General features: G+C 40.1%; 22 protein-coding genes. 9 read left to right on the forward strand and 13 right to left on the reverse strand.

The window, feature by feature from the left end; translation table 11 throughout:
- Positions 1 to 48: 48 nt before the first annotated feature.
- The 4 genes from ACFFIP_RS00680 to ACFFIP_RS00695 form a co-directional block, all read right to left on the reverse strand.
- Positions 49 to 543, reverse strand: a complete 495-nt coding sequence (locus tag ACFFIP_RS00680) for a hypothetical protein (RefSeq protein WP_382385630.1) — start codon at positions 541 to 543, stop codon at positions 49 to 51.
- 157 nt (positions 544 to 700) lie between these two features.
- Positions 701 to 1,354, reverse strand: a complete 654-nt coding sequence (gene rpe / locus ACFFIP_RS00685) for a ribulose-phosphate 3-epimerase (RefSeq protein WP_382385631.1) — start codon at positions 1,352 to 1,354, stop codon at positions 701 to 703.
- A 52-nt stretch (positions 1,355 to 1,406) separates the two neighbouring features.
- The gene (locus ACFFIP_RS00690) at positions 1,407 to 3,059 is read right to left on the reverse strand and encodes a S8 family serine peptidase (protein WP_382385632.1); all 1,653 of its coding nucleotides are present in this window, start codon (positions 3,057 to 3,059) and stop codon (positions 1,407 to 1,409) included.
- The gene (locus tag ACFFIP_RS00695; protein WP_382385633.1) at positions 3,046 to 3,732 is read right to left on the reverse strand and encodes a hypothetical protein; all 687 of its coding nucleotides are present in this window, start codon (positions 3,730 to 3,732) and stop codon (positions 3,046 to 3,048) included. Before ACFFIP_RS00695 ends, ACFFIP_RS00690 begins: the two co-directional genes overlap by 14 nt.
- Before the next feature lie 85 nt (positions 3,733 to 3,817).
- Here ACFFIP_RS00695 and trpF point away from each other — a divergent pair, with 85 nt between their 5' ends.
- The 3 genes from trpF to ACFFIP_RS00710 are packed head-to-tail and all read left to right on the forward strand — an operon-like array spanning position 3,818 to position 5,958.
- Entirely contained in the window at positions 3,818 to 4,444 is a 627-nt protein-coding gene (gene trpF / locus ACFFIP_RS00700) for a phosphoribosylanthranilate isomerase (protein WP_382385634.1), read from the forward strand.
- A gap of 34 nt (positions 4,445 to 4,478) precedes the next feature.
- Positions 4,479 to 5,378 (forward strand): oxygen-dependent coproporphyrinogen oxidase, encoded by a 900-nt coding sequence (hemF, locus tag ACFFIP_RS00705; protein ID WP_382385635.1) that lies wholly within the window; start codon positions 4,479 to 4,481, stop codon positions 5,376 to 5,378.
- Between the two features lie 16 nt (positions 5,379 to 5,394).
- A complete protein-coding gene (locus ACFFIP_RS00710; protein ID WP_382385636.1) occupies positions 5,395 to 5,958 on the forward strand; it encodes a phosphatase PAP2 family protein in 564 nt (187 codons plus the stop codon).
- Positions 5,959 to 6,033: 75 nt separating this feature from the next.
- On the opposite strand, the gene ACFFIP_RS00715 is transcribed toward ACFFIP_RS00710, so the two are convergent.
- Positions 6,034 to 6,627, reverse strand: a complete 594-nt coding sequence (locus ACFFIP_RS00715) for a riboflavin synthase (protein ID WP_382385637.1) — start codon at positions 6,625 to 6,627, stop codon at positions 6,034 to 6,036.
- A gap of 115 nt (positions 6,628 to 6,742) precedes the next feature.
- Between ACFFIP_RS00715 and ACFFIP_RS00720 the strand changes: the two genes are divergently transcribed.
- The 5 genes from ACFFIP_RS00720 to ACFFIP_RS00740 all read left to right on the forward strand — a co-directional run bounded on the left by ACFFIP_RS00720 (position 6,743) and on the right by ACFFIP_RS00740 (position 10,240).
- On the forward strand, positions 6,743 to 7,399 hold the full coding sequence (locus tag ACFFIP_RS00720; protein WP_382385638.1) for a protein-L-isoaspartate(D-aspartate) O-methyltransferase: 657 nt from the start codon (positions 6,743 to 6,745) through the stop codon (positions 7,397 to 7,399).
- Positions 7,400 to 7,480: 81 nt separating this feature from the next.
- Positions 7,481 to 8,014: an acyl-CoA thioesterase gene (locus ACFFIP_RS00725; protein WP_382385639.1), complete on the forward strand. Its 534-nt coding sequence runs from the start codon at positions 7,481 to 7,483 to the stop codon at positions 8,012 to 8,014.
- Positions 8,015 to 8,335: 321 nt separating this feature from the next.
- Positions 8,336 to 8,869 (forward strand): hypothetical protein, encoded by a 534-nt coding sequence (locus ACFFIP_RS00730; protein ID WP_382385640.1) that lies wholly within the window; start codon positions 8,336 to 8,338, stop codon positions 8,867 to 8,869.
- A 2-nt stretch (positions 8,870 to 8,871) separates the two neighbouring features.
- Positions 8,872 to 9,192: a DUF3817 domain-containing protein gene (locus ACFFIP_RS00735; protein ID WP_382385641.1), complete on the forward strand. Its 321-nt coding sequence runs from the start codon at positions 8,872 to 8,874 to the stop codon at positions 9,190 to 9,192.
- A 13-nt stretch (positions 9,193 to 9,205) separates the two neighbouring features.
- Positions 9,206 to 10,240, forward strand: coding sequence for a hypothetical protein (locus ACFFIP_RS00740; RefSeq protein ID WP_382385642.1), 1,035 nt, complete (start codon positions 9,206 to 9,208; stop codon positions 10,238 to 10,240).
- A gap of 51 nt (positions 10,241 to 10,291) precedes the next feature.
- Here the strand turns inward: ACFFIP_RS00740 and ACFFIP_RS00745 are convergent, their stop codons facing one another.
- The 7 genes from ACFFIP_RS00745 to alaS all read right to left on the reverse strand — a co-directional run bounded on the left by ACFFIP_RS00745 (position 10,292) and on the right by alaS (position 20,198).
- Positions 10,292 to 12,745 carry a leucine-rich repeat domain-containing protein gene (locus ACFFIP_RS00745; protein WP_382385643.1) on the reverse strand — a complete coding sequence of 818 codons (2,454 nt, stop codon included), beginning with the start codon at positions 12,743 to 12,745 and terminating at the stop codon, positions 10,292 to 10,294.
- A complete protein-coding gene (locus ACFFIP_RS00750) occupies positions 12,732 to 13,571 on the reverse strand; it encodes a hypothetical protein (RefSeq protein WP_382385644.1) in 840 nt (279 codons plus the stop codon). The genes ACFFIP_RS00745 and ACFFIP_RS00750 overlap by 14 nt, the downstream gene beginning before the upstream one ends.
- Positions 13,568 to 14,146 (reverse strand): hypothetical protein, encoded by a 579-nt coding sequence (locus ACFFIP_RS00755; RefSeq protein ID WP_382385645.1) that lies wholly within the window; start codon positions 14,144 to 14,146, stop codon positions 13,568 to 13,570. Before ACFFIP_RS00755 ends, ACFFIP_RS00750 begins: the two co-directional genes overlap by 4 nt.
- A 21-nt stretch (positions 14,147 to 14,167) precedes the next feature.
- Complete coding sequence (locus tag ACFFIP_RS00760; protein ID WP_382385646.1) at positions 14,168 to 14,638, reverse strand: nucleoid-structuring protein H-NS; 471 nt, start codon at positions 14,636 to 14,638, stop codon at positions 14,168 to 14,170.
- A gap of 269 nt (positions 14,639 to 14,907) precedes the next feature.
- Positions 14,908 to 16,026 carry a peroxiredoxin family protein gene (locus ACFFIP_RS00765; RefSeq protein ID WP_382385647.1) on the reverse strand — a complete coding sequence of 373 codons (1,119 nt, stop codon included), beginning with the start codon at positions 16,024 to 16,026 and terminating at the stop codon, positions 14,908 to 14,910.
- 1 nt (position 16,027) lies between these two features.
- On the reverse strand, positions 16,028 to 17,488 hold the full coding sequence (gatB, locus tag ACFFIP_RS00770) for an Asp-tRNA(Asn)/Glu-tRNA(Gln) amidotransferase subunit GatB (protein WP_382385648.1): 1,461 nt from the start codon (positions 17,486 to 17,488) through the stop codon (positions 16,028 to 16,030).
- Between the two features lie 76 nt (positions 17,489 to 17,564).
- Positions 17,565 to 20,198, reverse strand: coding sequence for an alanine--tRNA ligase (gene alaS, locus ACFFIP_RS00775; protein ID WP_382385649.1), 2,634 nt, complete (start codon positions 20,196 to 20,198; stop codon positions 17,565 to 17,567).
- Positions 20,199 to 20,316: 118 nt separating this feature from the next.
- On the opposite strand from alaS, the gene ACFFIP_RS00780 reads away from it, so the two are divergent.
- Positions 20,317 to 21,294, forward strand: coding sequence for a M23 family metallopeptidase (locus ACFFIP_RS00780; protein WP_382385650.1), 978 nt, complete (start codon positions 20,317 to 20,319; stop codon positions 21,292 to 21,294).
- Positions 21,295 to 21,678: 384 nt separating this feature from the next.
- Here ACFFIP_RS00780 and tamL read toward each other — a convergent pair whose 3' ends face one another.
- Positions 21,679 to 23,970 (reverse strand): translocation and assembly module lipoprotein TamL, encoded by a 2,292-nt coding sequence (gene tamL / locus ACFFIP_RS00785; RefSeq protein WP_382385651.1) that lies wholly within the window; start codon positions 23,968 to 23,970, stop codon positions 21,679 to 21,681.

Here is a 23,970-nt window from a genome sequence, read left to right on the forward strand (position 1 = left end):
GCTTCCAAATCAGGAGGCCTTTTTGTGTTTTATTGGTCAAAGGATGAATTAAAGGGCTACACCCTCTTCTTCTCCACTTTCTTTCATTTCAGTAATCAAAGAGTTGATTTTTTCTTTCACAGCTGGATCTGCTGACATGGCTTTTCTTACTTTGTTGTAGGTAGCGGCACCCAAAACTTCCTTGTCCATGATCAATCCTGTCATATATTCTTTCACTTCATCACCGATGGAGTCAATATAATTCTGGATCTCTTCAAAAGCAGCTTTTTCTTCGTCCGTTGCTTCAATTTCAGCAAGCTTTTCATCATTACCCCAAGCACCTTTGATTTCATTGTACCTTGCGCCTCCACCTAAAACTTCATTGTTTTTGATCATTTCTTCCATGGTAGTCTGCTTATCCTGGATATAAGCCTGAACTTTGGCTTCCATCGCTGCATATTTTACCATTTCCTCTTCGGTAACTTCTTCGCTTGCTTCCTGTGCAAAGCTTTGAACACTGAAAATTCCCAACAACAGGAATGCCAACACGAATACTCTTTTCATAGCAATAATTGGTTTAAATTAATTTTTTGGTTGAAATATCTATTTTACAATAAGGGGCATATCTGCCAAAATCACAAGAAATTCATTGAAAAATCAACCTTAATTTTTGTTAAATGGCAAATTTTCCCAACCAAAGGTAATTAATCCACAATGCTGATTATGAGATACTTTTAAGGTTTTTGATGGTCTCTATAGGATCAGGAGACGAAAACACAAAACTTCCCGCCACCAATACGTCAGCACCGGCGGCCCTTAATTTAGGAGCATTTGCCTGATTGATGCCACCATCAATTTCAATCAAGGTAGAAGCTCCATTTGCCTCAATCATGGCCTTCAGCTGCTTCACCTTGTTGTAGGTGTTTTCAATAAAGCGCTGTCCACCAAATCCCGGATTGACAGACATCACACATACCAAATCAATATCCTGAATAACATCTTCCAATAAGGAAACAGGGGTGTGGGGATTAATGGCTACACCTGCTTTACAGCCTAGGGATTTGATAACCTGTAAAGTCCTGTGCAAATGTGGACATGCCTCATAATGAACAGATATGATCTCTGCACCTGCGTTTCTGAATGCTTCAAGATAGTGATCAGGATTGACAATCATCAAATGCACATCCAAAGGCTTGGTTGCATGTTTCTTGATGGCTTCCGTGACAGGAATACCAAAAGAAATGTTGGGCACAAATACACCATCCATAATATCCACATGGATAAAATCGCATGCCGAAGCATTCAACATTTCTACTTCTTTCTGGATATTGGCAAAATCTGCCGCTAGTACTGAGGGGGCTATAAATACTGACATGAGGGGTTATGTTGGATTTTGCTGCAAAAGAAATAAAAATACCAATGGCCACCTACCTTTTCATCAACTTTGTCCTTTTTACCTGATTTCCGGAATACATTTCCACTATATAAACACCGCTCGGCAAATCCGGAATCACAACCTCAAAAGGATCCTGTAAAGAAGTTCTTTTCACATTTGACTTTTGAAGTACCTTTCCATTTGCATCGATTAAGGAAAACTCCCCCACTTCCTGATTTCCGAATTTCACGAACAAATCTGTCCCCTCAACAGGATTAGGGTACACTTTCCAATTATCTTCATTTTCTTCTTCTGCAATACCCAAAATTTCCCCAAAATAGGCTTTTACAAAATTAGGAATACCATACCCAAGAAGATTATCCGGATTATTGGCCTGAGAGGAACTCTTTAAAATCCCCTCAATCAACTGATCTTTTGTCCACTCCGGTCTGGCCTGCCATAAACCTGCAGCAAATGCCGCAACTTGTGGAGAAGAAAACGAAGTGCCATTGGAAGTACCCAGGTTACCATTTGGGCGCAATAGCCAAACCTGTTCGCCATATGTGGATACATCAGGCTTGATACGACCATCTACCGTCGGTCCCTGTGAACTGAATCCTGCTCTTTGCAGTGAGGAATTTACGGCTCCGATTGCCAGGATTCCCTTGGCATCTGCGGGAGCAGTAATGGAAAATTCACCCCTTGTGCCATAATTGCCTGCACTGGTCACAACCAATATACCTTTATTTCCTGCAATATGGGCCCCACGGCTGATCAGGGCAGTTTCCCCATCCATATCCTCAACCGTGTAATTCATACTCCTGTCATCAAAATCCCAATATCCCAAAGAACTATTGATGATATCGACACCCAAACTATCCGCATATTCAGCTGCTTTGATCCAATTGTATTCCTCTATTCGGTATTCCGTGGCCACCTCTTCAGTGATGCAGAGGATATAATTTGCTTCAGGGGCTGCCGCTACTATTAAATCAGGGTCATCTGTGGCCATGAGGGAAAGTACATTGGTGCCATGTTGGTTTTTGGTAAATACATTATCATTCCAGACATGCACAAAATCCTTGCTTCCGATTAACTGACCATTATCAAACAAATGAGCAAAAGCAGGTATATGATCAACACCTGGAAATCCCGCATCAAAAACTGCTACAGTCACGCCCTTGCCCTTAAATCCGGCTTCATGCATTTCCTGTATACCCAGGATCGCATTTTGCATTTCGTATGCTGCATTGGCTTTATTGGTTTTAGCTTTCAGATTCAGATTTATCGTCAAGCCTACCTTTTCTTTGGTCCTATTCAAAGCTGTTCCATCCGCTACAAAACCTGGGGCAGCCAAAACCACTTTTTCCACAAAAGGTAAGTTCTGAATTGCTGCTATACTCTCTTCCTTTGCAATGACCAAAGAAGCATTTTCCCATTTGCTGTGATAAAGAAAACCATCCACAAAACCTCTGACTTCCTGAATGTACTTTTCACTGACAGGAAGGTCCAGACTATCGATGGCTATCGCTTGCCTTTCTCTCCTTTCAATAGATTTTGACGTCAGATATTGCGCTGGTTGGGCAAGTGAAAATCCATCCTGAGGTTTGAACTTGTAGTGAATTGCATAGCGGTTTTGGGCCTGCAGTTGAAAAGCCCCGGTAAGTAAAAAAGTAAAGAAAAGGATCAGCTTAAATTTTGCCATGCATAATGATTTTTAAATGTGTCTTTCTGCCTGAGTCAAGGATCATCTGTCCCAAACAGTCATTTCTGGAGCAATAGGTAAATACTTCATAATATTGCTCTACAAGTCCTATGCCTTTTGTAAATACTTCGTATCTATTGTCCCTGAATGTAATCTCATCATCATCCTCTTCCTGGACCACCCTCAGAGAACGTTGAAAGGTTTGCTCTCCAACTGTGACATTCCCCATAAAGGCAATTTGAAATTCATCAGGATTAGCTGCTGACAAGACCATGGCATCCCAGGATTTACCTAATTCCGGAGGGAAAACAAGATTGATCGTCAATTGGTTCTCATAATTACGGACCAAAGTACTCCTCACATACTGCATTGCATAGGAGCCTGTAATTTCCCAATTGATCCTGTCAGCTGATTTTGCACGATTGATCACAAATACTTCCTGATTTTCCGCATTACGGTAACTATAATCGATGATATCCCTTAAAAAGAAAGTTTCTGTTTGGCTGTCATTTTCACCAAAGACAATGGTTTCTTCGACTTCATAAATCCAATACAATCCAACCTCCAAAGGCTGATAATCCTCCCCAAAGTCAGTCCTGGGGTTTTCTATTTCCCTACAGGAACCGGCAAATAAGCCAAAAATAAACAAGATCAATACCACAGATAAGCGCATAAACTCTGCCTTAGATTGCGTTAAAAATACATTTTTAGATCGAAATCTTTTACCTTAGCGCCAAGAAAATCAATCTAATGATATCATGGCGCTCAAAACTTTTGTAAAAATATCCTCTGTAAACAACCTTTCTGATGCACGATATTGCTCTGGAATGCAGGTAAACCTAATGGGATTCTGTCTGGAAGAAAATAATAAGAATTTTATATCTCCTGAAAAATTCAAGGAAATCACAGATTGGCTTTCAGGATTGGAATTCGTGGCGGAATTTGAACACACCCACCCTGAAAGGATTTTGACCACTCTGCAAGATTACCCAGGCATCAGCCATATACAGATTCAGGAAGAAATACACCTCAAAATGTTGGCGAATACCAGCTACGGCATTATCCTTAAGCAACAGGTTGAAAAAATTGAGGATATTGAAGACTTGATCAAAAAAGCAGCATCTTATAACGATTTCCAGGTTACGCTCTTGCTGGTTACAGACTCCTTACAAATGGACAAGGATGTTGAAGTCCAAATCAAAACGCTTGCGGAGCAGTGTCAGGTACTGCTGGGTTTTGGGATTGATGCAGCTCATGTGATGGAAACTATCGAAAAAACCGGGGTAAAAGGCATTGAAATGGCCGGAGGAGATGAAATCAAACCGGGCCTTAAAGATTTCGATGAATTGGCGGATATCCTGGAAACATTGGAAATTGAAGACTAAACAAAGACATTAAAACGCTTTTCACCGAGCATCAATGATAGATAAATATAAGATTACCCAAGACTTCATGGATATTCAAGACCACATCTGCAGTGAACTTGAACTGGGAGATGGAAAAGGTAAATTCCGTGAAGACAAGTGGCAGAGGCCTGAAGGGGGTGGTGGCAGGACCCGTATCCTTCAGCATGGAAATGTGATTGAAAAAGGCGGCGTAGCCTTTTCTGCTGTAGAAGGACCGACTCCTGAAAAAATCCTGAATAAACTTCAACTGGAACAGGCTGATTTTTATGCTACTGGTGTTTCCATCGTTCTGCACCCGGAAAGCCCGATGGTTCCTATCATCCATATGAATATCCGTTACTTTGAGATGAGCAATGGCGTGAAGTGGTTTGGCGGTGGCATTGACCTTACACCTCATTACATTGATCTGGAAGATGCCAAATATTTCCATCAGCAGGTTAAAGAAACCTGTGACCATTTTGACAAGGGATATTACCCCAAATTTAAAAAATGGGCGGATGATTATTTTTTCATCAAGCATCGACAAGAAACAAGAGGAATTGGTGGGATATTCTTTGATAGACTTTCCAGCAATGATTCCTCCGAAATGACCAATATTTTCGAATTCGTCAAATCTGTAGGCTACCTGTTCCCAAAAATATACAGACATTTCATGGCCAAAAACAGTACTTTGGCATTTGGCGAAATCGAAAAAAAATGGCAGGCCTTAAGAAGAGGTAGATATGTGGAGTTTAACCTGGTTTGGGATGCAGGCACGAAATTCGGTTTGGATACCAACGGCCGCACAGAAAGCATCTTGATGAGCATGCCTCCTATGGCAAACTGGGAATACATGCACCAACCTGAAAAAGGCTCCAAGGAAGAAATGACCCTCAACTACCTGAAAAAGGATATTGATTGGTTGAGTTTATAAACAACATATCAGGCTAATGGAAACAATACAACAATGGGATGAAGCGCTTTTTATATTTCTGAATGGCTTCCATTCAGATTTTTTAGACCCGATCATGTACACGCTTACCCAAACTTATCCATGGATTCCGCTGTATGTATTTTTGATTTATCTGATCTGGAAAACATATGGCAAACAAGGTTGGTGGGTCTTGTTGGCAGTGGGACTATCTATTTTACTGGCCGACCAGTTTACCTCAGCCCTGATGAAACCTTTTTTTGAAAGGTTAAGACCCTGCCATGATGTATTGATCAATGGTATGATCCATAATTACGGCAAATGCGGCGGCATGTATGGTTTTGCTTCTTCCCATGCTGCCAATAGCTTTGCCATCGGTACTTTGATGAATTTAAGTCTTGCTGTCAAATACCCAAAGATTAAATGGCTATTCCTTTGGGCTGTCTTTTTTTCCTACACCAGAATTTACCTTGGTGTGCACTATCCAGGGGATGTAATCGTAGGTGGTCTGATTGGGGTGTTGGCAGCTTATCTCTCTTACAAATTGTTTTTCACCATCTCCAAAAAAATTACCAAACAGTGATTTTTGCCAATAAAAAAGAGCAGGAAATCCAAGCCTTCTCTTTTTTATGTAGGTGAATTAAGAGGACAATACCTGTTAGATACTATATCCTCTGATGATCCTTTGGATATATTTCCCCACTATATCAAACTCCAAGTTGACCTCATCCCCTACCTTCAATTCATGAAAGTTGGTATGTTCGAACGTGTAAGGAATAATGGCTACGGTAAACTTCCCGTTTTTTGAATTAAAACAGGTAAGGCTTGTGCCATTAATGGTAATAGAACCTTTCTCTACTGTCACATTACCGGTTGATGGATCAAAGGAAAAATCAAAAATCCAAGAGCCATCTTCTTCCTTGATACTTTCCACCCTTCCGATCTGATCCACATGTCCCTGCACGATATGGCCATCAAAACGGCCATTTGCTGGCATGCAACGTTCTAAATTGACCTTTTTCCCAATAGACCAGGATTTGAGATTGGTTTTTTTCAAGGTCTCATCAATGGCTGTCACCCTGTAGCTGTCTCCCTCAATGGCCACTACCGTCAAACAGACCCCATTATGGGAAACAGACTGATCGATCTTGAGTTCGTGCGTAATAGGAGAACTAATATCAAAGTGAACATTACTCCCTTCTCTAGCAATCTTGTCGACGGTTCCCAGCGTCTCAATTATTCCTGTAAACATTTTCGTGATTTATGATCCAATAATTCAGCTGATAAGCATCATCTGCAAATTTAAGCTCAAAATAAGCCAATTATTACCTTAACTTAGCAGCTTTATTAAAAGTTTCTCCATGGGCATGTTGAAATTAGAAGACAGCTACCGTCACAAAGGTCAGCGAAGAGAATTGGTAAAATTAATCAGATCAAAAGGTATAAAAGATGAGGCAGTTCTTTCTGCCATCAACACACTTCCCAGACATTTTTTCTTTGATACGGCTTTGGATTCCCATGCTTATGAAGACAAGGCTTTTCCTATTGGAGAGGGGCAGACCATTTCACAGCCTTATACTGTTGCTTTTCAAACTGAGTTGCTGCAGATCAAGCAGGGAGATAAGGTTTTGGAAATCGGAACAGGGTCCGGCTATCAAGGTGCAATTTTACATCTTTTGGGAGCTGAAGTCCATACCATAGAGTATCAAAAAAAGCTCTACGACAGGACTAAAAAATTCCTGACCAAAATCGGAATACCGCTTAATTTCTATTTTGGCGATGGTTCACAGGGAATGCCGGCACAGGCACCTTTTGATAAAATATTGGTCACTGCCGGAGCACCAATTGTACCCAAACCTTTATTGAAACAGCTAAAAATAGGTGGGATTTTGGTCATTCCTGTTGGGGACAGGAAAACCCAGAAAATGCTCAGACTCACTAAAAAGACAGCTACTAAAATTGTCCAGGAAGAGTTTGACAATTTCGCTTTTGTACCACTCCTTGGCCAAGATGGATGGAAATAACAAAATTTTATACGGATTAAAAATATCAAAAATTATTAAATCAGATTAAAATTCTGTATTTTTGTGTTAAATAAAGTTTTTATGACCAGAAAGAAGTTAGCAAAACAATCAGAGGTGGTAATGACCGAAATGGTTTTACCCAACGACACTAACACCTTACACAATTTAATGGGTGGAAAGTTGATGCATTGGATGGATATCGTGGCAGCAATAGCCGCACAGAAACATTCCAATAGAATTGTCGTAACCGCTTCTGCTGACAGTATTTCTTTCAAACATCCTATAGCTTTGGGTAATGTGGTCACCTTGAAAGCTCAGGTAACAAGGGCCTTCAATTCTTCCATGGAGGTATTTATTGAGGTGTGGGCAGAAGATATCCCTGCAAACAAAAAGATCATGACGCACAGAGCCTTTTTCACCTTTGTAGCGGTGGATCAAAATGGAAGACCTATAGAAGTTTCGGAAGTTGAGCCCGAAACTCCAGAAGAAATTGAATTGTACGAAGGGGCATTGAGAAGAAGGCAGCTTAGACTAGTACTGGCCAAAAGGATGGATCCAAAAGATGCCGTTGAATTAAAGTCCATCTTCAACCTTGAAAACGAAGGATCCAAATAAAAACTTTTTATTGGTCATTTGTCCTTATAATATCAATTTGGGCGAATAAATTTTCTTAAGCTGCAAATTGAATCAATAAAAAATGCTCTTGGAAAGTATGCTCAAATACTTTTTAAGAGCATTTTTATTTCTCTCACAGTTCCAATTTAAACTTCGTTTCACCTTTCCGAAAATTCCAAACTTCGTTTGCTAAGAAAACCATGTTGGGCTTTTGAAGAATATAAGCAGTAAATATTCAGAAACATCTTACTGAACAACGCAAATCGGATTATCTAACTTGGGATTTGGCTTTTTTTTCTTCAATTTAGGCCCATGGAAAAGATGAGTATTCACCATTTGAACCTTTTTTTGAACGAGGGCCTGTATATCATTCCAGAAGAAAAAAATCAGTTGATATTAACGGCCGAAACCAAACTTGAATCCGAAGAACCAACAGGTGAAGAGGAAAGCATCGGCTCGGATGAAGTACTTGAGTTAACATATGAAGGTGGTTTTGAAAAAGGAGTTTTGGTCACCTACGAAGGAAATGAACTAACTCATGAACATCAGGAGTTATTATTTAAAATTTTGGGTGCCGTTGGTTGTTCATTGAAAGACATTGCGCTGACCAGTTCCCTAGTCATAGAAGAGGTTCCTATGTCCTCTATTTTGGCCATGAATCCAAACAAAATAATCGTATTCGGCAACATCCACCATGATATCCTTTCCAGGAGGAAAAAGTTGTATGAAGTATTGCAGGAAGATGATATTGAATACCTCTTTGCAGATGATTTGGCACAGATAAGTACTCAAGTCAATCTCAAAAAATCTCTTTGGAGTGAACTTCAAGTCCTATTTAACATTACCAAGAAATAATTATGACAGACAAAACGGCTAAACAAAGCTGGTTGACACGCTTTAAATTCATTAGTATAATAGAAGGTATCTCTTTCTTATTGCTTCTTTTTATTGCCATGCCGCTCAAGTACATCATGGATATGCCTTTGGCTGTCACTTATGTGGGCTGGGCCCATGGGATATTATTTGTGATTTATATTTATGTGGTTTTTCCTACTGCTAGAGCAGCGAAGTGGAATTTCAGTAAAACATTTTTTGCCCTCGTTGCATCAATACTTCCTTTTGGTCCTTTTGTATTTGACAGGTATTTGTTGAAAAAAGAAAAGGAACTCACCGCCTAATCCAAAGACTGATATGGCATTGATCAGCAAAAAAAAACTCATTTATCCCATTAGCAATGGGCTAAGGGAGTATCTGCGAAAATATGGAAGGGAAGTGGACTTCCCTATTCATTATGCGGATTTGCTGAGATACAGCTCCTCCATCCCCTTATATGACTTTAAGGGAAATGACACCTTATGGGAAACAGTTTTATTCTCAGAATCAGATAGAGAGGAGATCCACTATAATGTTAAAAAAATCTATTCCCTTCTGAAGGCAGAAGGTGATATGAGTGTCATGGAACACTTATATGTAGACCGGATCGATCTTTGCGTTTATGGAAATACACAACCATTCCGTGTTAGGATAGTTAATAAGATCAATGACAACTTCGACTATTTCTATGTCAAGAATGCAGATGCATCAAGGGTTTATGGACTAGAATTGGAGCACCTACTCTCCCCTAATCGGATCAATTACCTGGTTCACCAAACTACCCTCATTGAAGAACATATCGCCGGCATTCCTGGAGAACAATTTATGCGGCAATATGTCACTGACAATGTACTCAACCCCATTAGGTTGGCAAAAGAGTTTGTGAAATTTAATGAGCGCTGCTTTGTCAGGCTATTGGGTGACATGCATTCCTCCAATTTTGTAGTGGATATTACACCTGATTTTGAAGAAATCCACTATAGGATAAGGGCTATTGATTTCGACCAGCAATCTTATGAGGGCAAAAAATCCATCTACCTACCACAGTACTTTAAGCAAAATAATGCCTTGATACAGTTGGGCATCAAGCATATTACCCCAGAATCTATGCTTCAGTACCAAAGAGAGGAACGTGCCTTGATTGCGACGCGCCTCAAAAGCTCTCCTACGGAAATTGAAGACTTACTCAAAAGTCTTGAAGAAGACACCATTTCCACACCGGAAAACATAGACTCCTTGAAAAAAGAATTGGCCAAACACTATCAAAATCCTGATTTTTTGAAATGCTCAAAAATGGGTCAAATTCTTAGAATAAGTTTGGAGCAGGTCTTAAAAAAGCAAAACCCTGAATAATTTCAGGGTTTTACTTTTTATTCAATCTTGAATTTCAATGATTAGAATACCTTAATAGTACCGGACATCACATTCAGGATTAAGTCTTTTGAAAGTGTCTACAGCTCTTTTATTCAACCTGGTATTGAAGCATGTTAATCTTCTAAGGTATGGAAGACCCGTCACGGGTTTCAAAGATCGAACATTTGTACTGGCTATATCCAATTCCTTCAAATTATTAAGTCCCTCAAGTCCCCTTAAAACTTTTACATTTGAACCTGAAACATTCAATTCTTCCAAACCTGTTAGGTTTCCAAGGGGTCTAAGATCATCCACACCTGTATTGGATAGATCAAGAAATTTGAGCTTATCTAAACCTGATAAGATTGAAAGATCAGTTATAGGTGCCTGTGAGATTTTAAGTTCCTCAAGCAGCTTTAATTCCGCCACTGCAGAAGCATCTGTCAAAGGCACATCAAACACCGATAATTTCCTGAGATTATTGAAAATTGTCAGTGGAGAAAGATTCGAAATAGAAGCACCCTGAATGCTCACTTCAGGACTTGCTGTCCATTGGTGCAGCATTTCCATATCTGGATTTTTCCCATTTCCAAACTGGGATTTAAAGATGTTTTGCCACACACCATCAAGTGCATTCCACCAATTATCCAAGAGCTCAGATCGGTAAATTATATTAAGCTTAGGGTTGGATTTCAATAATTCCGGAACTTCCTCTTCATTGAAGCTTGCCTGATTGATGTTCAGATATACTAATTCAGGCAGGTCTTTCAGCATGATTATTCCATTTACAGGAGCATCCGGAAAATTTACATGTCTAAGACCTGTAAGATTGGACAAAGGCTGTAGGGAACTGACCTTGGTATTTGCCCCCGATATGGAAGTCAATGTTTTGATATCCGCCAAAGGGGATAAATCCTGAACGCCTGTATCATCAAAATTCAAACAATTGATTTTTCTGAACTTCAAAACAGGTCCTAATGTGGAAATTTCACTTCCTGCTAAATTCAAGGAGTCTAGGTTTATTGTGTAGGACAAATCCTCAACGGCTGGTACTGGTCTCGCCAGTGCAGGATTCATATTGATCAGAACTCCCTTCCATGCGGCAGGTAATCCATCCCACCAAGTCTGAAGATTTTCCACATGGTGGATCAACAAAACCCTCCTATTTCTTCTTGAGAAAACATCTGCGTTTTCTTCAGAAATCCTAGTTCTATCAGCATACACCCTCTGCAAGGTAAACTTATCATTCAATGCAGATAAATCAGTAACCTCTGTCTGATTGATATTGACAACTTTTAGCATAGGCAAATCCAATAATGGTGCAAGGTCCACAATATTGGTTTCCTGAAGGTTGATTTCTTCCAAACTGATAAGGCTGGACAGCAATTCGAAGTTTATTAGATAGTTACCGCTGATGTCCAAATGGGTAAGTCCCTCTAATTCGCTGATGTTTTCTACATTATTAAACCCGCTTGACCTTAAATTAAGTGACTTTAGGGATTCAAATGAATTCAAAACACCGAAACTATTAATTGGAGTACTGATAGCCTCCAAAGTATGTAGCTGTTTCAGATTACCCAATTCACTGATATCGGTGATTTTCGTCCCTGAAATGTTCAAGTGAGCCAATCTATCGGAGTACTTGATAAATTGAATATCCTGTGTAGGAGTATTTGCAATATTCAAATACGTCAGAAATGTCACATTACTGATTGGGTTCAGTTCCTGAATATTGGTGTTGCTGATATCAATATATTTCAGGTCTCTTAAAGCTTCAATTGGCTCAAGATCAATCACGAACTGATTACCTGCAAGATTGATGCTGTCCAAAGAACTGATTTTATACAGATCTTCCACAGTGACAGAATCACTTTCAGACAATCCTATTTTTGACCTGAAATAACTCTCCCAAGTATACGAAAGATTGCCCCACCATTCCTGAAGCTCTTTATCCCTGCTCAGCTTGGTCGTATAAATACTCGCAATCTTCATTTCATTGGACCTTTTGTCCACATTGATTTCAACAAACCTAGGTTTGGTATTGGTTATTTTTTCCTTATTCAACCCTTCTGCTGTAAGGGTCCTGTCCATTGACACCAAAAATGATAACTCACCATTGTCTCTTACAAATGGTTTGATTTCCCTAACCTTAAATTTAAAAGCAGCATCCCTGAAGAAAAACTCAATATCCTTCAAATATGCAGTTATATCTTTATTGGTAATGACTTTTCTATCCAAAAGTAAATCATCCTCTACCTGTACTTTTCCATCTCTGAAGATCTTCTGATAGCTTTCACGGATAATAACGTCTTTATCCCTGGCTGGTGTCTCATGACTACCCACAGTATTGAAGAAATACTCCAAAAAGTGGATCTGATCCTCCACTTTTGAAGTGAGGTCTTTTATCTCCTGCTTGGAATAACCGGCAATATCCTGGGAATACAGATTTGAAAATAGTCCCAGAAAAAACAGCGATAAAATAAGATGTTTCTTATTTCTGATCATAGATATACTTCAATAATGTCTCCTTATCCCCTGGTTTAAGCTGGACAAGGTTACTGATCAACCAGCCTGTATTGAAACCAGGTCTGTTAAATTGGTTTAGTTCAAAATACCAGTTATTGATCTGGAAGAAGTGAAACTTCACATCCATGATCGTTTCAAACTTGATATTTCCTCTTTTCATTTCATACAAAAACAAAGTCAGGTAATCAGGCTGATATTCTTTTGGAGTAAAAGCTTCCGGAGTATCAGAGTCCTGAAATGCTTTTCTTAGATTCATAAAACCCAACTCGTGACTCAATGGATGCAAGAAACCTTTGGCATCACCTTCCGGTTTCTTGAAAATGTCTTTAAAGGGATCGAATACTACTTTATCAATTACCCATTCGTAGCCCAAGCCTTCTGGCTGAATTTTCAAAAACAAAGTTACGTTCTCTCTTTTACCTCTGTATTGAAAGATGGCACTCACTTCCGCAAACCAACCTTCTCTATGAAAATTGATATACTGAGGCATATTTTCAGAAAGAACCTCACCCATAAATGTCCTTTTCAAATCATTCGAGATACCTGATGTCTCGTTATCAAAAAGTATGCTAATGAATTTCCCCCTCAATTCCCTATCTCTGTACAATGCATCTCCTGGATAATAGCGCTGATTGCCTTCAACACTTTCCTCTGCATTGAATCTCCTAAAAAATTGATTTACTTGTTTGGTAGAGGCGGCAAATCTACCATCATCTTTAGGGGAACCGGGGCTGTATAAACCTTGCCCCGGTGCCAACTCTAAAGATAAAATCAATAATAAAACTGATAATATTATTTTTCTCATGCGGAGGTTTCAGTCACACGGATATCACCCAACATCACATCCCAGAACTCGATGGTTCTACCTGCAATCTGAGTTTGTTTTTTCTCTACGTAGATTGTAATATCCTTCTTGGTAGTATCCCTGTAGTTAAGTCCCGATTCCAAAGAAGTACCTTCAAATCTTTGGTAAACGGTAACAACACCAACATAACGGCCATCAGGCTGTCTTTCCAAATCGGAAATGTAATGAATATCATACCAAGTGATGTTTACCCTGTCATAGTTAAGTGCCATCAATCTTTCAAAGTATCTTCTTACTTTGTAATAAGCTACTTCTTTTCTGTTGATGGAAGAAACTCCCATTTCGGCACCTGGAGCAAACAATTCCTCAGCCCTGTCCATTACACGGTTAGCTTCTGAGAATTGTGTTTCTTTACTTCCGATGATGCTGATATATTTACTCAAGTCCTTTACTTTTTCCAAAGCAAGGGAGTCAATAGCCTGCTTTCTTGCAGGACTGATATTGTCAGACTGGGCTACAGAAACTGTTGCTGTAGCGAAAAACAACAACAGGAATAATGGAATATATCTTTTCATAATTTTATTAATTTCTACAGATTACTTTTTACGACGGAGTTCCAGTTCAGACACCCTACCATTAGCATCCAATCTGATATCAGAAATGAAGTTCAGGTTCTTTTTGGTGTCTTTTAGGTAGTTCAAATATTTGTTGATCGTGGTAGGCTCATCATAATCTTTGATGCCACTTTCTTCGTGAATCACGATCAACACTGGAGTTTCCTGGTTAGAAAACATACCCAAAGCCTCATTGATGGTCCTGTTGGCAGCATCAACATTGCTTGACTGGGCAATACTGTTGAAATAATTTTCCAATTTACCTACAGCCACTTCTTCAGCAGAAGGTTGTGGGGCAGCTGGTGGAGGAGTTGGGGCTGGTTGTTCAACCGGTGCTGGTTCTGGTGCGGCAACAACTTTCTTTTTACTCTTACATGCTCCCATGGCCAACAAGCCAAACAAAGCAAGGGTAAGCAACCTGCTTACAGGTGATTGAATGGTTCTTTTTTTCATTTTTGGTTTAATAATTATTGTTTGTTTTTTCTAACCTTGACGGAATCCTGCAAAAAGCATTCCATAGACCTGGATTGATTAAATCTTTTACGATTTTTGTTCCGGCCAGGATTCTTTTTGATTGGACTCTGTGGTGATTTCCTGCGCAAATGTATATGAAAATCGCATTATTTTGCACATAAGAACACGAAGGAAATTAAAATATATTTTTAACATAAAAAAGGTCATGCCTGAAATGGGCATGACCTTTTTCTATAAACGGCAACTTCTCAGTTAAATAATTCCTTGAGTTTATTTTCCAAGGTCGGCCCACGAAGATCTTTTGCAATTATTCTCCCCTCAGGATCAATCATGTAAGTGGCCGGAATCGCATTGATCTGATAAGTGGCGGCAGCTTCGGAATTGAAATATTTCAAATCAGAAACATGCGTCCAGGTCAATTGATCATCTGCAATCGCTTTAACCCAAGCCTCCTTAGTCCTATCCAAGGAAACTCCAAAAACTTCAAAACCCTGATCTTTGTATTGATTGTACAACCTGACCACATTTGGGTTCTCTTCTCTACATGGTCTGCACCATGCCGCCCAAAAGTCTATCAATACGTATTTACCCCTCAAATCAGAAAGATTAACCATTTCACCATCTGGATTTGGTAAGGAAATTTCCGGTGCCACCTGCCCAACTGAAAGTGCCCGCATGTCATCCAACTGGGCCATCAAATTCTGAACTGTCTTGAAGCCAGGGTATTTTTCATTCATTTTACTCACCAACTCGTCCAGGAATTGGAAATCTTTTTTGGGATTGATCATAGGCAAACCAGCCAAGGCTGCAAAACTACCATCCATCGTACCCAATAAAGCCTTTACTTTATCCGAATGATCAGACTCCAGGTTCATGGCTTTGAATTGGATATTCCTGATTTCTTCCTGATCTTTTTTGCCCATAGCTTCAAAATAGGCCGTATTCAGTTCGTTGATGCTTTCCTGGTATTCCGCCATCAGAGCTTCAATAGCCTGCATATGTTGTGAATCTGTGGAACCATTAACCTCAAGGCTCTGCTCATTGGAGAAATCATAGTTAACCTCTACATCTTGATCGTAAAGTGCCAGCCTCACTTCTTTCTTATCCATCAGATTCAGGACATAAAAACCAGGGCCATCTAAGACTAGATTATATTCATAAGTCCCACCTGATCCTACATTGATTTCAGAAATGGTTTCCGCCTGTTCATCGTTGATCATGGCCAGAACAATTTTACCTTCAGGCGCATTGCTCAGCTTTCCTGAGATTTCAACCTTACCGTCAAATTCCCTCTTCGCATCCTGACTGCAAGAGACAAGAGAAATGAACAGTAAGAGGACCAATAAGTTTTTTGTTACTTGTATCATATCAGTTTTCTAATAGTTCTGTCAATATTTTTGTAGCCACTTTTGGATCAGCTTTGCCCTGGGATTTCTTCATCACCTGCCCCATAAACATCCCCATTAAACCTTTTTTGCCCGATCTGTATTCCGCAACTTTAGCCTCATTTTCAGCCAGCACACTTTCCACTATAGGCCTGATGCTCTCTTCATCACTTTCCTGAATCAGATTCAGACTTTGCGCAATCTCCAAAGGAGACCTGCTGCTGTCCTCTAACATGACCGGGTAAATTTTTTGGGAAGCTACTGAGAAACTCACTTTTCCCTCATCAATTAAGGCAATCAGATCAGCTAATCTTTTTGGCTGAATAGGAAAATCAGAAATATGCAAAGTCAATTCGTTGAGATAAGACTTTACAGGCCCCATCATCCAGTTGGATGCTGCCTTATAGTTAGTGGTCAACCCACATAATTCTTCAAAATACAATGCGATCTCCTTACTATCTGTCAAGACCCCTGCATCATATTCAGGCAATCCGAAAGAATCGACAAATTTACGGTGCAGCTCCCTTGGAAGAGATGGCATCGAAACTTTCACACTTTCCAGCCATTCCTCAGAGACAATAACAGGACTTAAATCAGGCTCTGGAAAATACCTGTAATCGTTCAAATCCTCCTTTGTCCTCATACTGGCAGTGGTACCAGTGGTAGCATCAAAGGTTCTGGTTTCAGAAACAATCTCAATACCTGCTTCTGCCAATTCAATCTGACGCTCAAACTCATGCTCAATCGCCCTTGCCACATTACGGAAAGAGTTCATGTTTTTCACCTCAACCTTCTTACCATATTCTTTCGCACCTCTGATGCGGACAGAAATATTGGCATCACATCTCAGAGAGCCTTCTTCCATATTCCCATCACAGATATCCAAATACCTGACCAGTTTTTTAATCTCTACCAAATAAGCATAAGCTTCTTCAGAAGAGCGGATATCCGGCTCTGACACGATTTCAATCAAAGGAACACCTGCCCTGTTGAAATCCACTAAGGTATCTACCTCACCTGCCAAGTGCATAGACTTACCTGCATCTTCCTCCATGTGGATACGGGTCAGGGTGATGGATTTTTTAGTACCGTCAGATAAGGTTACCGGCACTTCTCCTCCTACACAAATGGGCCCTTTGTCCTGGGTGATCTGATATCCTTTTGGAAGATCAGGATAGAAATAATTTTTTCTCGCAAAAATATTGGTCCTGGTAATTTCAGAATTACAAGCCAACCCCATTTTAATGGCATATTCAACAGCCTTTCTGTTCACCTTTGGCAAAGTACCTGGGTGGCCTAAGGTAATTACTGAAATATGGGTATTGGGGAGATTTCCAAATTCTGTAGAGTCTGAGGTGTACATTTTGCTTTGGGTGAGCAATTGCGCATGCACCTCCAAGCCTACTACCAATTCATATTTATTTTTAATGTCTGCTGAAAGCATAATTTATCGCTGATTTCTTACAATTTTCCAAAAATGGATGCTAAATCAAGCAAAACCAAATTTGGATCACTTTATTCTATAATTGGTCTGCAAACAAGCCTTTTGCCTTGGCCAAGACATTGGGAAGACCTGCAAGATTTTTACCTCCTGCTGTGGCGAAGAAAGGTTGGCCTCCTCCTCCTCCCTGAATCTCTTTTGCCAGTTCCCTCACTGCATTTCCTGCATTCAGACCTTTTGAAGATACCAAGTCCTCATTGATGACCACGGCAATCTGTGGTTTTCCGTCAATTTCCGCAGCCAAAACTGCTAAAACATCATCAACTTCATTTTTTAACTCAAATGCCAATTTCTTCAAAGCATCAGCAGAAGGCAACTTTATCTCTGCAAGAATGAGATTGACACCATGAAAACTTTCTGCTTTCTTGATCAATTCCTCCTTCAAAGCACCTGCCTGCTGAAGATGAAGTGATTCAATCTCTTTTCTCAGCTCATTTCTTTCCTGCAGCAAGGCCTCTAGGGATTTCTTTATATCCTTAGGGCTTTTGAGCATTTCCTGAATCTCCTTAACCAGGTTGATCTGCTGATTGACAAAATCCTCAGCTGCCTGTGCCGTAATCGCTTCAATTCTCCTTACACCCGCTGAAATGGATCCTTCTGATACTATCTTGAACAAACCAATTACTCCGGTAGCAGGCACATGGGTTCCTCCACAAAGTTCAACGGAAAAAGCTTTATCAAATGTGATAACTCTCACAAAGTCCCCGTATTTTTCACCAAACAAGGCCGTTGCACCTTGCTTCTTGGCCTCTTCTATCGGTACATTCCTTTGTTCACTAAGTGGAATATTTTCACGGATTTTGGTGTTGACGATCTTTTCCACTTGAGCAATTTCTTCATCTGTCATTTTTGCAAAATGAGAAAAGTCAAACCTCAACAAAGATTCATTGACCAATGAACCTTTTTGCTGCACATGGTCTCCCAGCACTTCCTTCAATGCTGCATGAAGCAAGTGCGTCGCACTGTGATTGTTCATGCTCAGTTTTCTGTTTTCAGCATTTACTTCTGCTTCAAAAACAGCCGATGGGTTTGTAGGAAGCTTGTTTACAAAATGGACAATCAGATCGTTTTCCTTTTTAGTATCCAAAACTTGTATGCGTTCCTCCCCTGTAATTAGCCATCCCTGATCTCCTACTTGACCACCACTCTCTGCATAAAACGGAGTCCTGTCCAAGACGATCTGAAACCTGTCCCCTTTTTTGTCTTTGATTTGTCGGTATTTGACAATTTGGCTTTGTGCTTGCAGGTAATCATATCCGACAAACTCTACGCCCTCTTCCTGACTGACCATTACCCAATCACCGGTTTCCTGTTCAGCAGCAGCTCGGGACCTGTTCTTTTGGATTTCCATTTCAGAAACAAATCCCTTTTCATCCACAGACAACCCATTTTCCCTGGCAATCAGAGAGGTAAGATCCAATGGGAATCCATAAGTATCGTAAAGTTCAAAGGCAATTTTCCCATCAATGATCTTTCCACCGTTCTTATTCAGTTCATCCTTCAATTGATCCAGTTTTTTCAGGCCATTGTCCAGAGTTCTCAGGAAAGAAGCCTCTTCCTCCTTGATTACTTTGGCTATAAAGTCCTGCTGAGCGGCAACTTCCGGAAAAATATCTCCGAAGTTTTCTGCCAGCAAAGGCAACAATTCATATAAAAACGGTTTCTGGAAACCAAGGAAAGTATAACCATATCTCACCGCCCTTCTCAAAATCCTTCTGATCACATAACCAGCTTTATTATTGGAAGGCAGCTGACCATCTGCTATCGTAAATGAAATCGCACGGATATGGTCCACAATAACCCTCATGGCGATATCTATCTTCTCATCCTGGCCATACTGTAATCCTGATTTGGATTCAATGGCCCTGATAAATGGCATGAAAACATCCGTGTCATAATTGGATGATTTGTTCTGTATTGCCCTTACCAATCTTTCGAATCCCATGCCGGTATCCACGTGCTTGGCCGGCAATTCCTTCAAACTTCCATCCGAAAGCCTATTGAATTGCATGAATACCAGGTTCCAGATTTCTATCACTTGAGGATGGTCATTATTGACCAAATCATAGCCACTGACCGCTTTTCTTTCTTCGTCAGTACGAAGGTCTATGTGGATTTCAGAGCAGGGTCCACAAGGTCCCGTATCTCCCATTTCCCAAAAGTTGTCTTTCTTATTGCCAAAAAGAATCCTGTCCTCAGGTACTATGCCGCTCCAAATTTGGAAAGCTTCCATATCCTTATCCAAATTATCACCTGCATCGCCTCCAAAGACAGAAACATACAGCCTGTCTTTTGGAAGTTTGTACACTTCAGTCAAAAGTTCCCATGCCCATTCAATCGCCTCTTTCTTAAAATAATCCCCAAAAGACCAGTTCCCCAACATTTCAAACATGGTATGGTGATAGGTGTCGACACCCACTTCCTCCAGATCATTATGTTTTCCGGAAACCCTGAGACATTTCTGGCTATTGGCCACTCTGGTCGCTTTAGGTACATCGTTTCCCAGAAAATAATCCTTGAATTGATTCATACCGGCATTGGTAAACATCAATGTAGGGTCATTTTTAACCACTATAGGTGATGAAGGAACAAATTGGTGCTGTTTGGACTTGAAAAACTCAATAAAAGTACTTCTGATTAATTTGGCTTCCATGTAAGCTTTTGAGAATGTTCGGATTGTATAGATTTTTATTTATATTTGTGGGCCTTGAAGTAAATCACCCATTGCCCTCAAAGGCTACAAAATTAGAAGAATTACCCTTCAAAACGTAATGAGTAGAATAAAATATTACTACGACCCAAAAACCTGTAAATACGAGAGATACACGAGAAGCAGGTGGGACATAGCGCTTAATGCCTTAGGTTTTTTATCGCTTGCATCAATTTTAGCTGTTGTTTTCATCATTGCTTTCAACGCATATTTTGATAGTCCCAAAGAACTGATGCTCAAAAAAGAGAACAGTGAACTAAAATTATACTACAGTCTCCTGGAAGAAGAAGTAGGGAAAATGAACAGCATGCTGACTGACCTGCAGCAAAGAGATGACAACTTGTACAGAATTATTTTTGAGTCGGAACCTGTGGCACCTGAAATCAGAAAAGCGGGTATCGGTGGCACTGATCGGTACAGGGATATAAGGGAAAAAGGCCTTAACCAAGAAGAAATGATCATCAACTTGCACAGTAAAATTGATGGTTTGAAAAGACAATTATATGTGCAGTCTATTAGTTATGATGAAATCACGGACATGGCCCTTAAAAAAGAGGAATACTGGGCAGCTATTCCGGCCTTACAACCTATCCTAAATGAAAACCTAAACCTTTTGGCTTCAGGATACGGCGTTAGGGTCCACCCTATTCTAAAAGTTAGAAAAATGCATACAGGGGTTGATTTTGCAGCTCCAAAAGGAACTCCGATTTATGCTACGGGAGATGGAATCGTTAAAGAAGTGAAAACTGTTTTTGGCGGTTATGGCAAATATATTGAAATAGATCATGGCTTCGGGTTCGTGACCCGATATGCCCATATGAATGACTTCAAAGTTAAAAAAGGACAAAAAGTTAAACGTGGGGATATCATAGGAACAGTAGGAAATACAGGTTCCTCCACAGCTCCCCATATTCACTATGAAGTGATGAAAGATGGGAAATTTGTCAACCCTGTCAATTACTTCTTCAAAGACCTTACCCCTGAAGAATATGACAAAATATTGGAATTGGCATCTAAAGAAAACCAATCCCTGTCCTAATCACTTTCAGGTTCAAAAAAAGCTAAAAACCTCTATCAGCCAGTTTCCGATAGAGGTTTTTTCATATCCTACCGCCTACTTATCGGATTTAATCAAACTGTAGCCTTGGCTATCCTAAAAGTATGCTACAACCACTTCCCCAAGAAATTTCCCGATAATACAACCTGAGCTCAACACAAACCAATACCTTTCCTCTCTTTTAACTCTTGGTACATATTACTTGGTACTTGGTTCATGGTACTTGGTCCATCAAAAATCTTATGTCTCGCATCTCGCTTCTCCCCTCTTAGCTCTTGGATTTTGAGATTTGCGTCTTGTATCTTGTATCTTGAGTCTTGTATCTTGTCTCTTGTGTCTAGTATCTTGAGTCTCGCCTCTCGCCTCTCAAAACGGATATCCAATCGCAAAATTCAAAATCAGATTTTCCCTTCTCCATTCCCTAGAGTTAAACCTGATCTCTTCCATCCAGCGCTCATTCTTTTCCAGCCAGGGTCTTCTGACAGGGGTGGCCAAATCAAACCTCAATACAAAAATCTGAATATCTACCCTCAATCCAAATCCGGCTCCAACTCCGAGTTCCTCTGCCCAGTTTCCCGAAAACCTTCCTCCGGGAAGTGCCTCGTTTTCTTTGAACAACCAAACATTCCCTGCATCAGCAAAAATTGCCCCTTTCAGATATTTATTGAAAGGAAAACGGTATTCCAGGTTTGCCTCCAACCGGATATCCCCTGCCTGATCAAAAAATCCACCGCTTCCGATACTTTGTGGAATAAATGAACCTGGGCCTAATGACCTAATCCTAAATGCACGCACACTCCTGGGACCTCCGGCAAAATACTGCTTCACAAATGGCAAAGACAAAGAATTTCCTAAAGGCACCCCTGCCCCTGCAAAAATCCTGGAAACCAATACACTCTCTTTGGTGAATTTGTGGTAAAACCTGAGGTCAACATCTCCTTTTATGTATTGGGCAAATTCCAACCCAAAAATACTACCTGGGTTTTCTGAATTGAAAAGGGTTTTTGCCCCTCTAAAGAGATTACCTGCCAAATCAACAGTTGCCCCTAAAAATATCGCATTCTTCCTATGCTCATCTACCAATTGGTTATAGTTGAAGGTATAATTCATCCCGGAAATAAACTGCTGCTCAAAACTTCTTCTCAGGAAAGGGTTGGCCGTCAATATCTCCTCAAATTCCGGAGATGTATTGGCAAGATTGACAATACTAAGACTCACTGGATTAAATTCATGATAGACATAGCGATTCACATTCCAGAAATACCCAAAAGAAGCATTATAAGAGGACAATTGGTAAAGGGAAGTCCTGTTTTGATATTCGTACCCAAGATTGATTCTCGTTTTGGGTATGGAATGCTGAAAACGGTTCATTACAGGTACGGGAAATAGCACCCGGGGAAAGACCAAAGAACCCTGCAACCCTAACTCAATGGAACGCAAAGCATCCCTATTGCCAGATTGTATCTGTTGCTCATAGCCAAACTTACCTGTGATATTCAAAATCTCTCCGGCTCGGAACATATTCCTGTTCTGGTAATTCAGGATCAATGCAGGCCCGACAAAACTGTTGGATTTGGTCACCCCCTGTATTTCTGCTCTTACCGTTCTTTTACTCAATGGAGACAGTAATATGGTGGCTTTTAAAGGATAAGTCCCATCTTCCGACCTAACAGTGTCTAACTCGTCAAAAGCAATATTCACATACCGGAAATTACCAATGTTGGAAAGCCTGTTTGACGTCAAACGGGAATTCTGGGGATTAAATTTGTTTCCCTCTTTTAACAACACATAGTTTTCCAATAAACCTGGTCTGAAAACCTCAGGACGCTGTATGATGTCAATACCCCTGACTGTTACCGTATCCAAATCTTCCATATCCTGATTGAGACCATAATTCGGAAAAACCTGAACATTTTGAATTGTATAAGGATGGATCGCAATTTCCGGAGTATTGGTTTTCAAGCGAAGGTATAAATCATATTTCCTATCCTCGTATTGATTGGTATCCGCTTCAAAAATCAGAAGATCTGGATTGAAATTATAGTATCCTTTGGACTTGAGGTCCTGGTCTATCCTTTCCCTTTCCTTTTTCAATTCATCCAAATCCAACTTTTTTCCTTTGACCATCAAACGGTTCTCAAATGAATTAGCTACCTCTCGCATGACAGGAAGGGTATCCGCCAGTAACTGATAAGTTTCCAAAATATAGGGAGCTGAAACATCCAGTCTGTATGCCAAAGAAGCAAACTTGTCCTTTTGAATCACTTCAAAGTCCTCGGTGGAATAAAAAAAACCCTTATTTTCCAGTCTGTTGATCAGGATATTGCCTGTTCTTTCAGGTGCCATTTGACTAAGGTAAACAGGCCGCTCTCCAAACTTTTTATTCAAAAACCTAATGATAAATCCCGGCTTTTCTTTCTGCCCTTTGTAATATGACCAAAGTCCAAACCTAACACCTAATATCTTGCTATTAGGTTTGGGCCTGATCAGACTCTCCAGATCACCTTGTAACTGCTTTTCCTCTTTTTTAGATAGTTCTGCCCGCAATTCAAGAGTAGAACCGGTATACAAATGTTCCCCTTCCGGAATGAATTTCTTCACACCGCAGGAAGAAAATATCCCGATCAAAAATGCTGCTATGTAAAGTTTCCTGATCAT

The organism is Fontibacter flavus (assembly GCF_042432905.1).
In the GTDB taxonomy this organism is placed as follows: Bacteria; Bacteroidota; Bacteroidia; order Cytophagales; family Cyclobacteriaceae; genus Fontibacter; species Fontibacter flavus.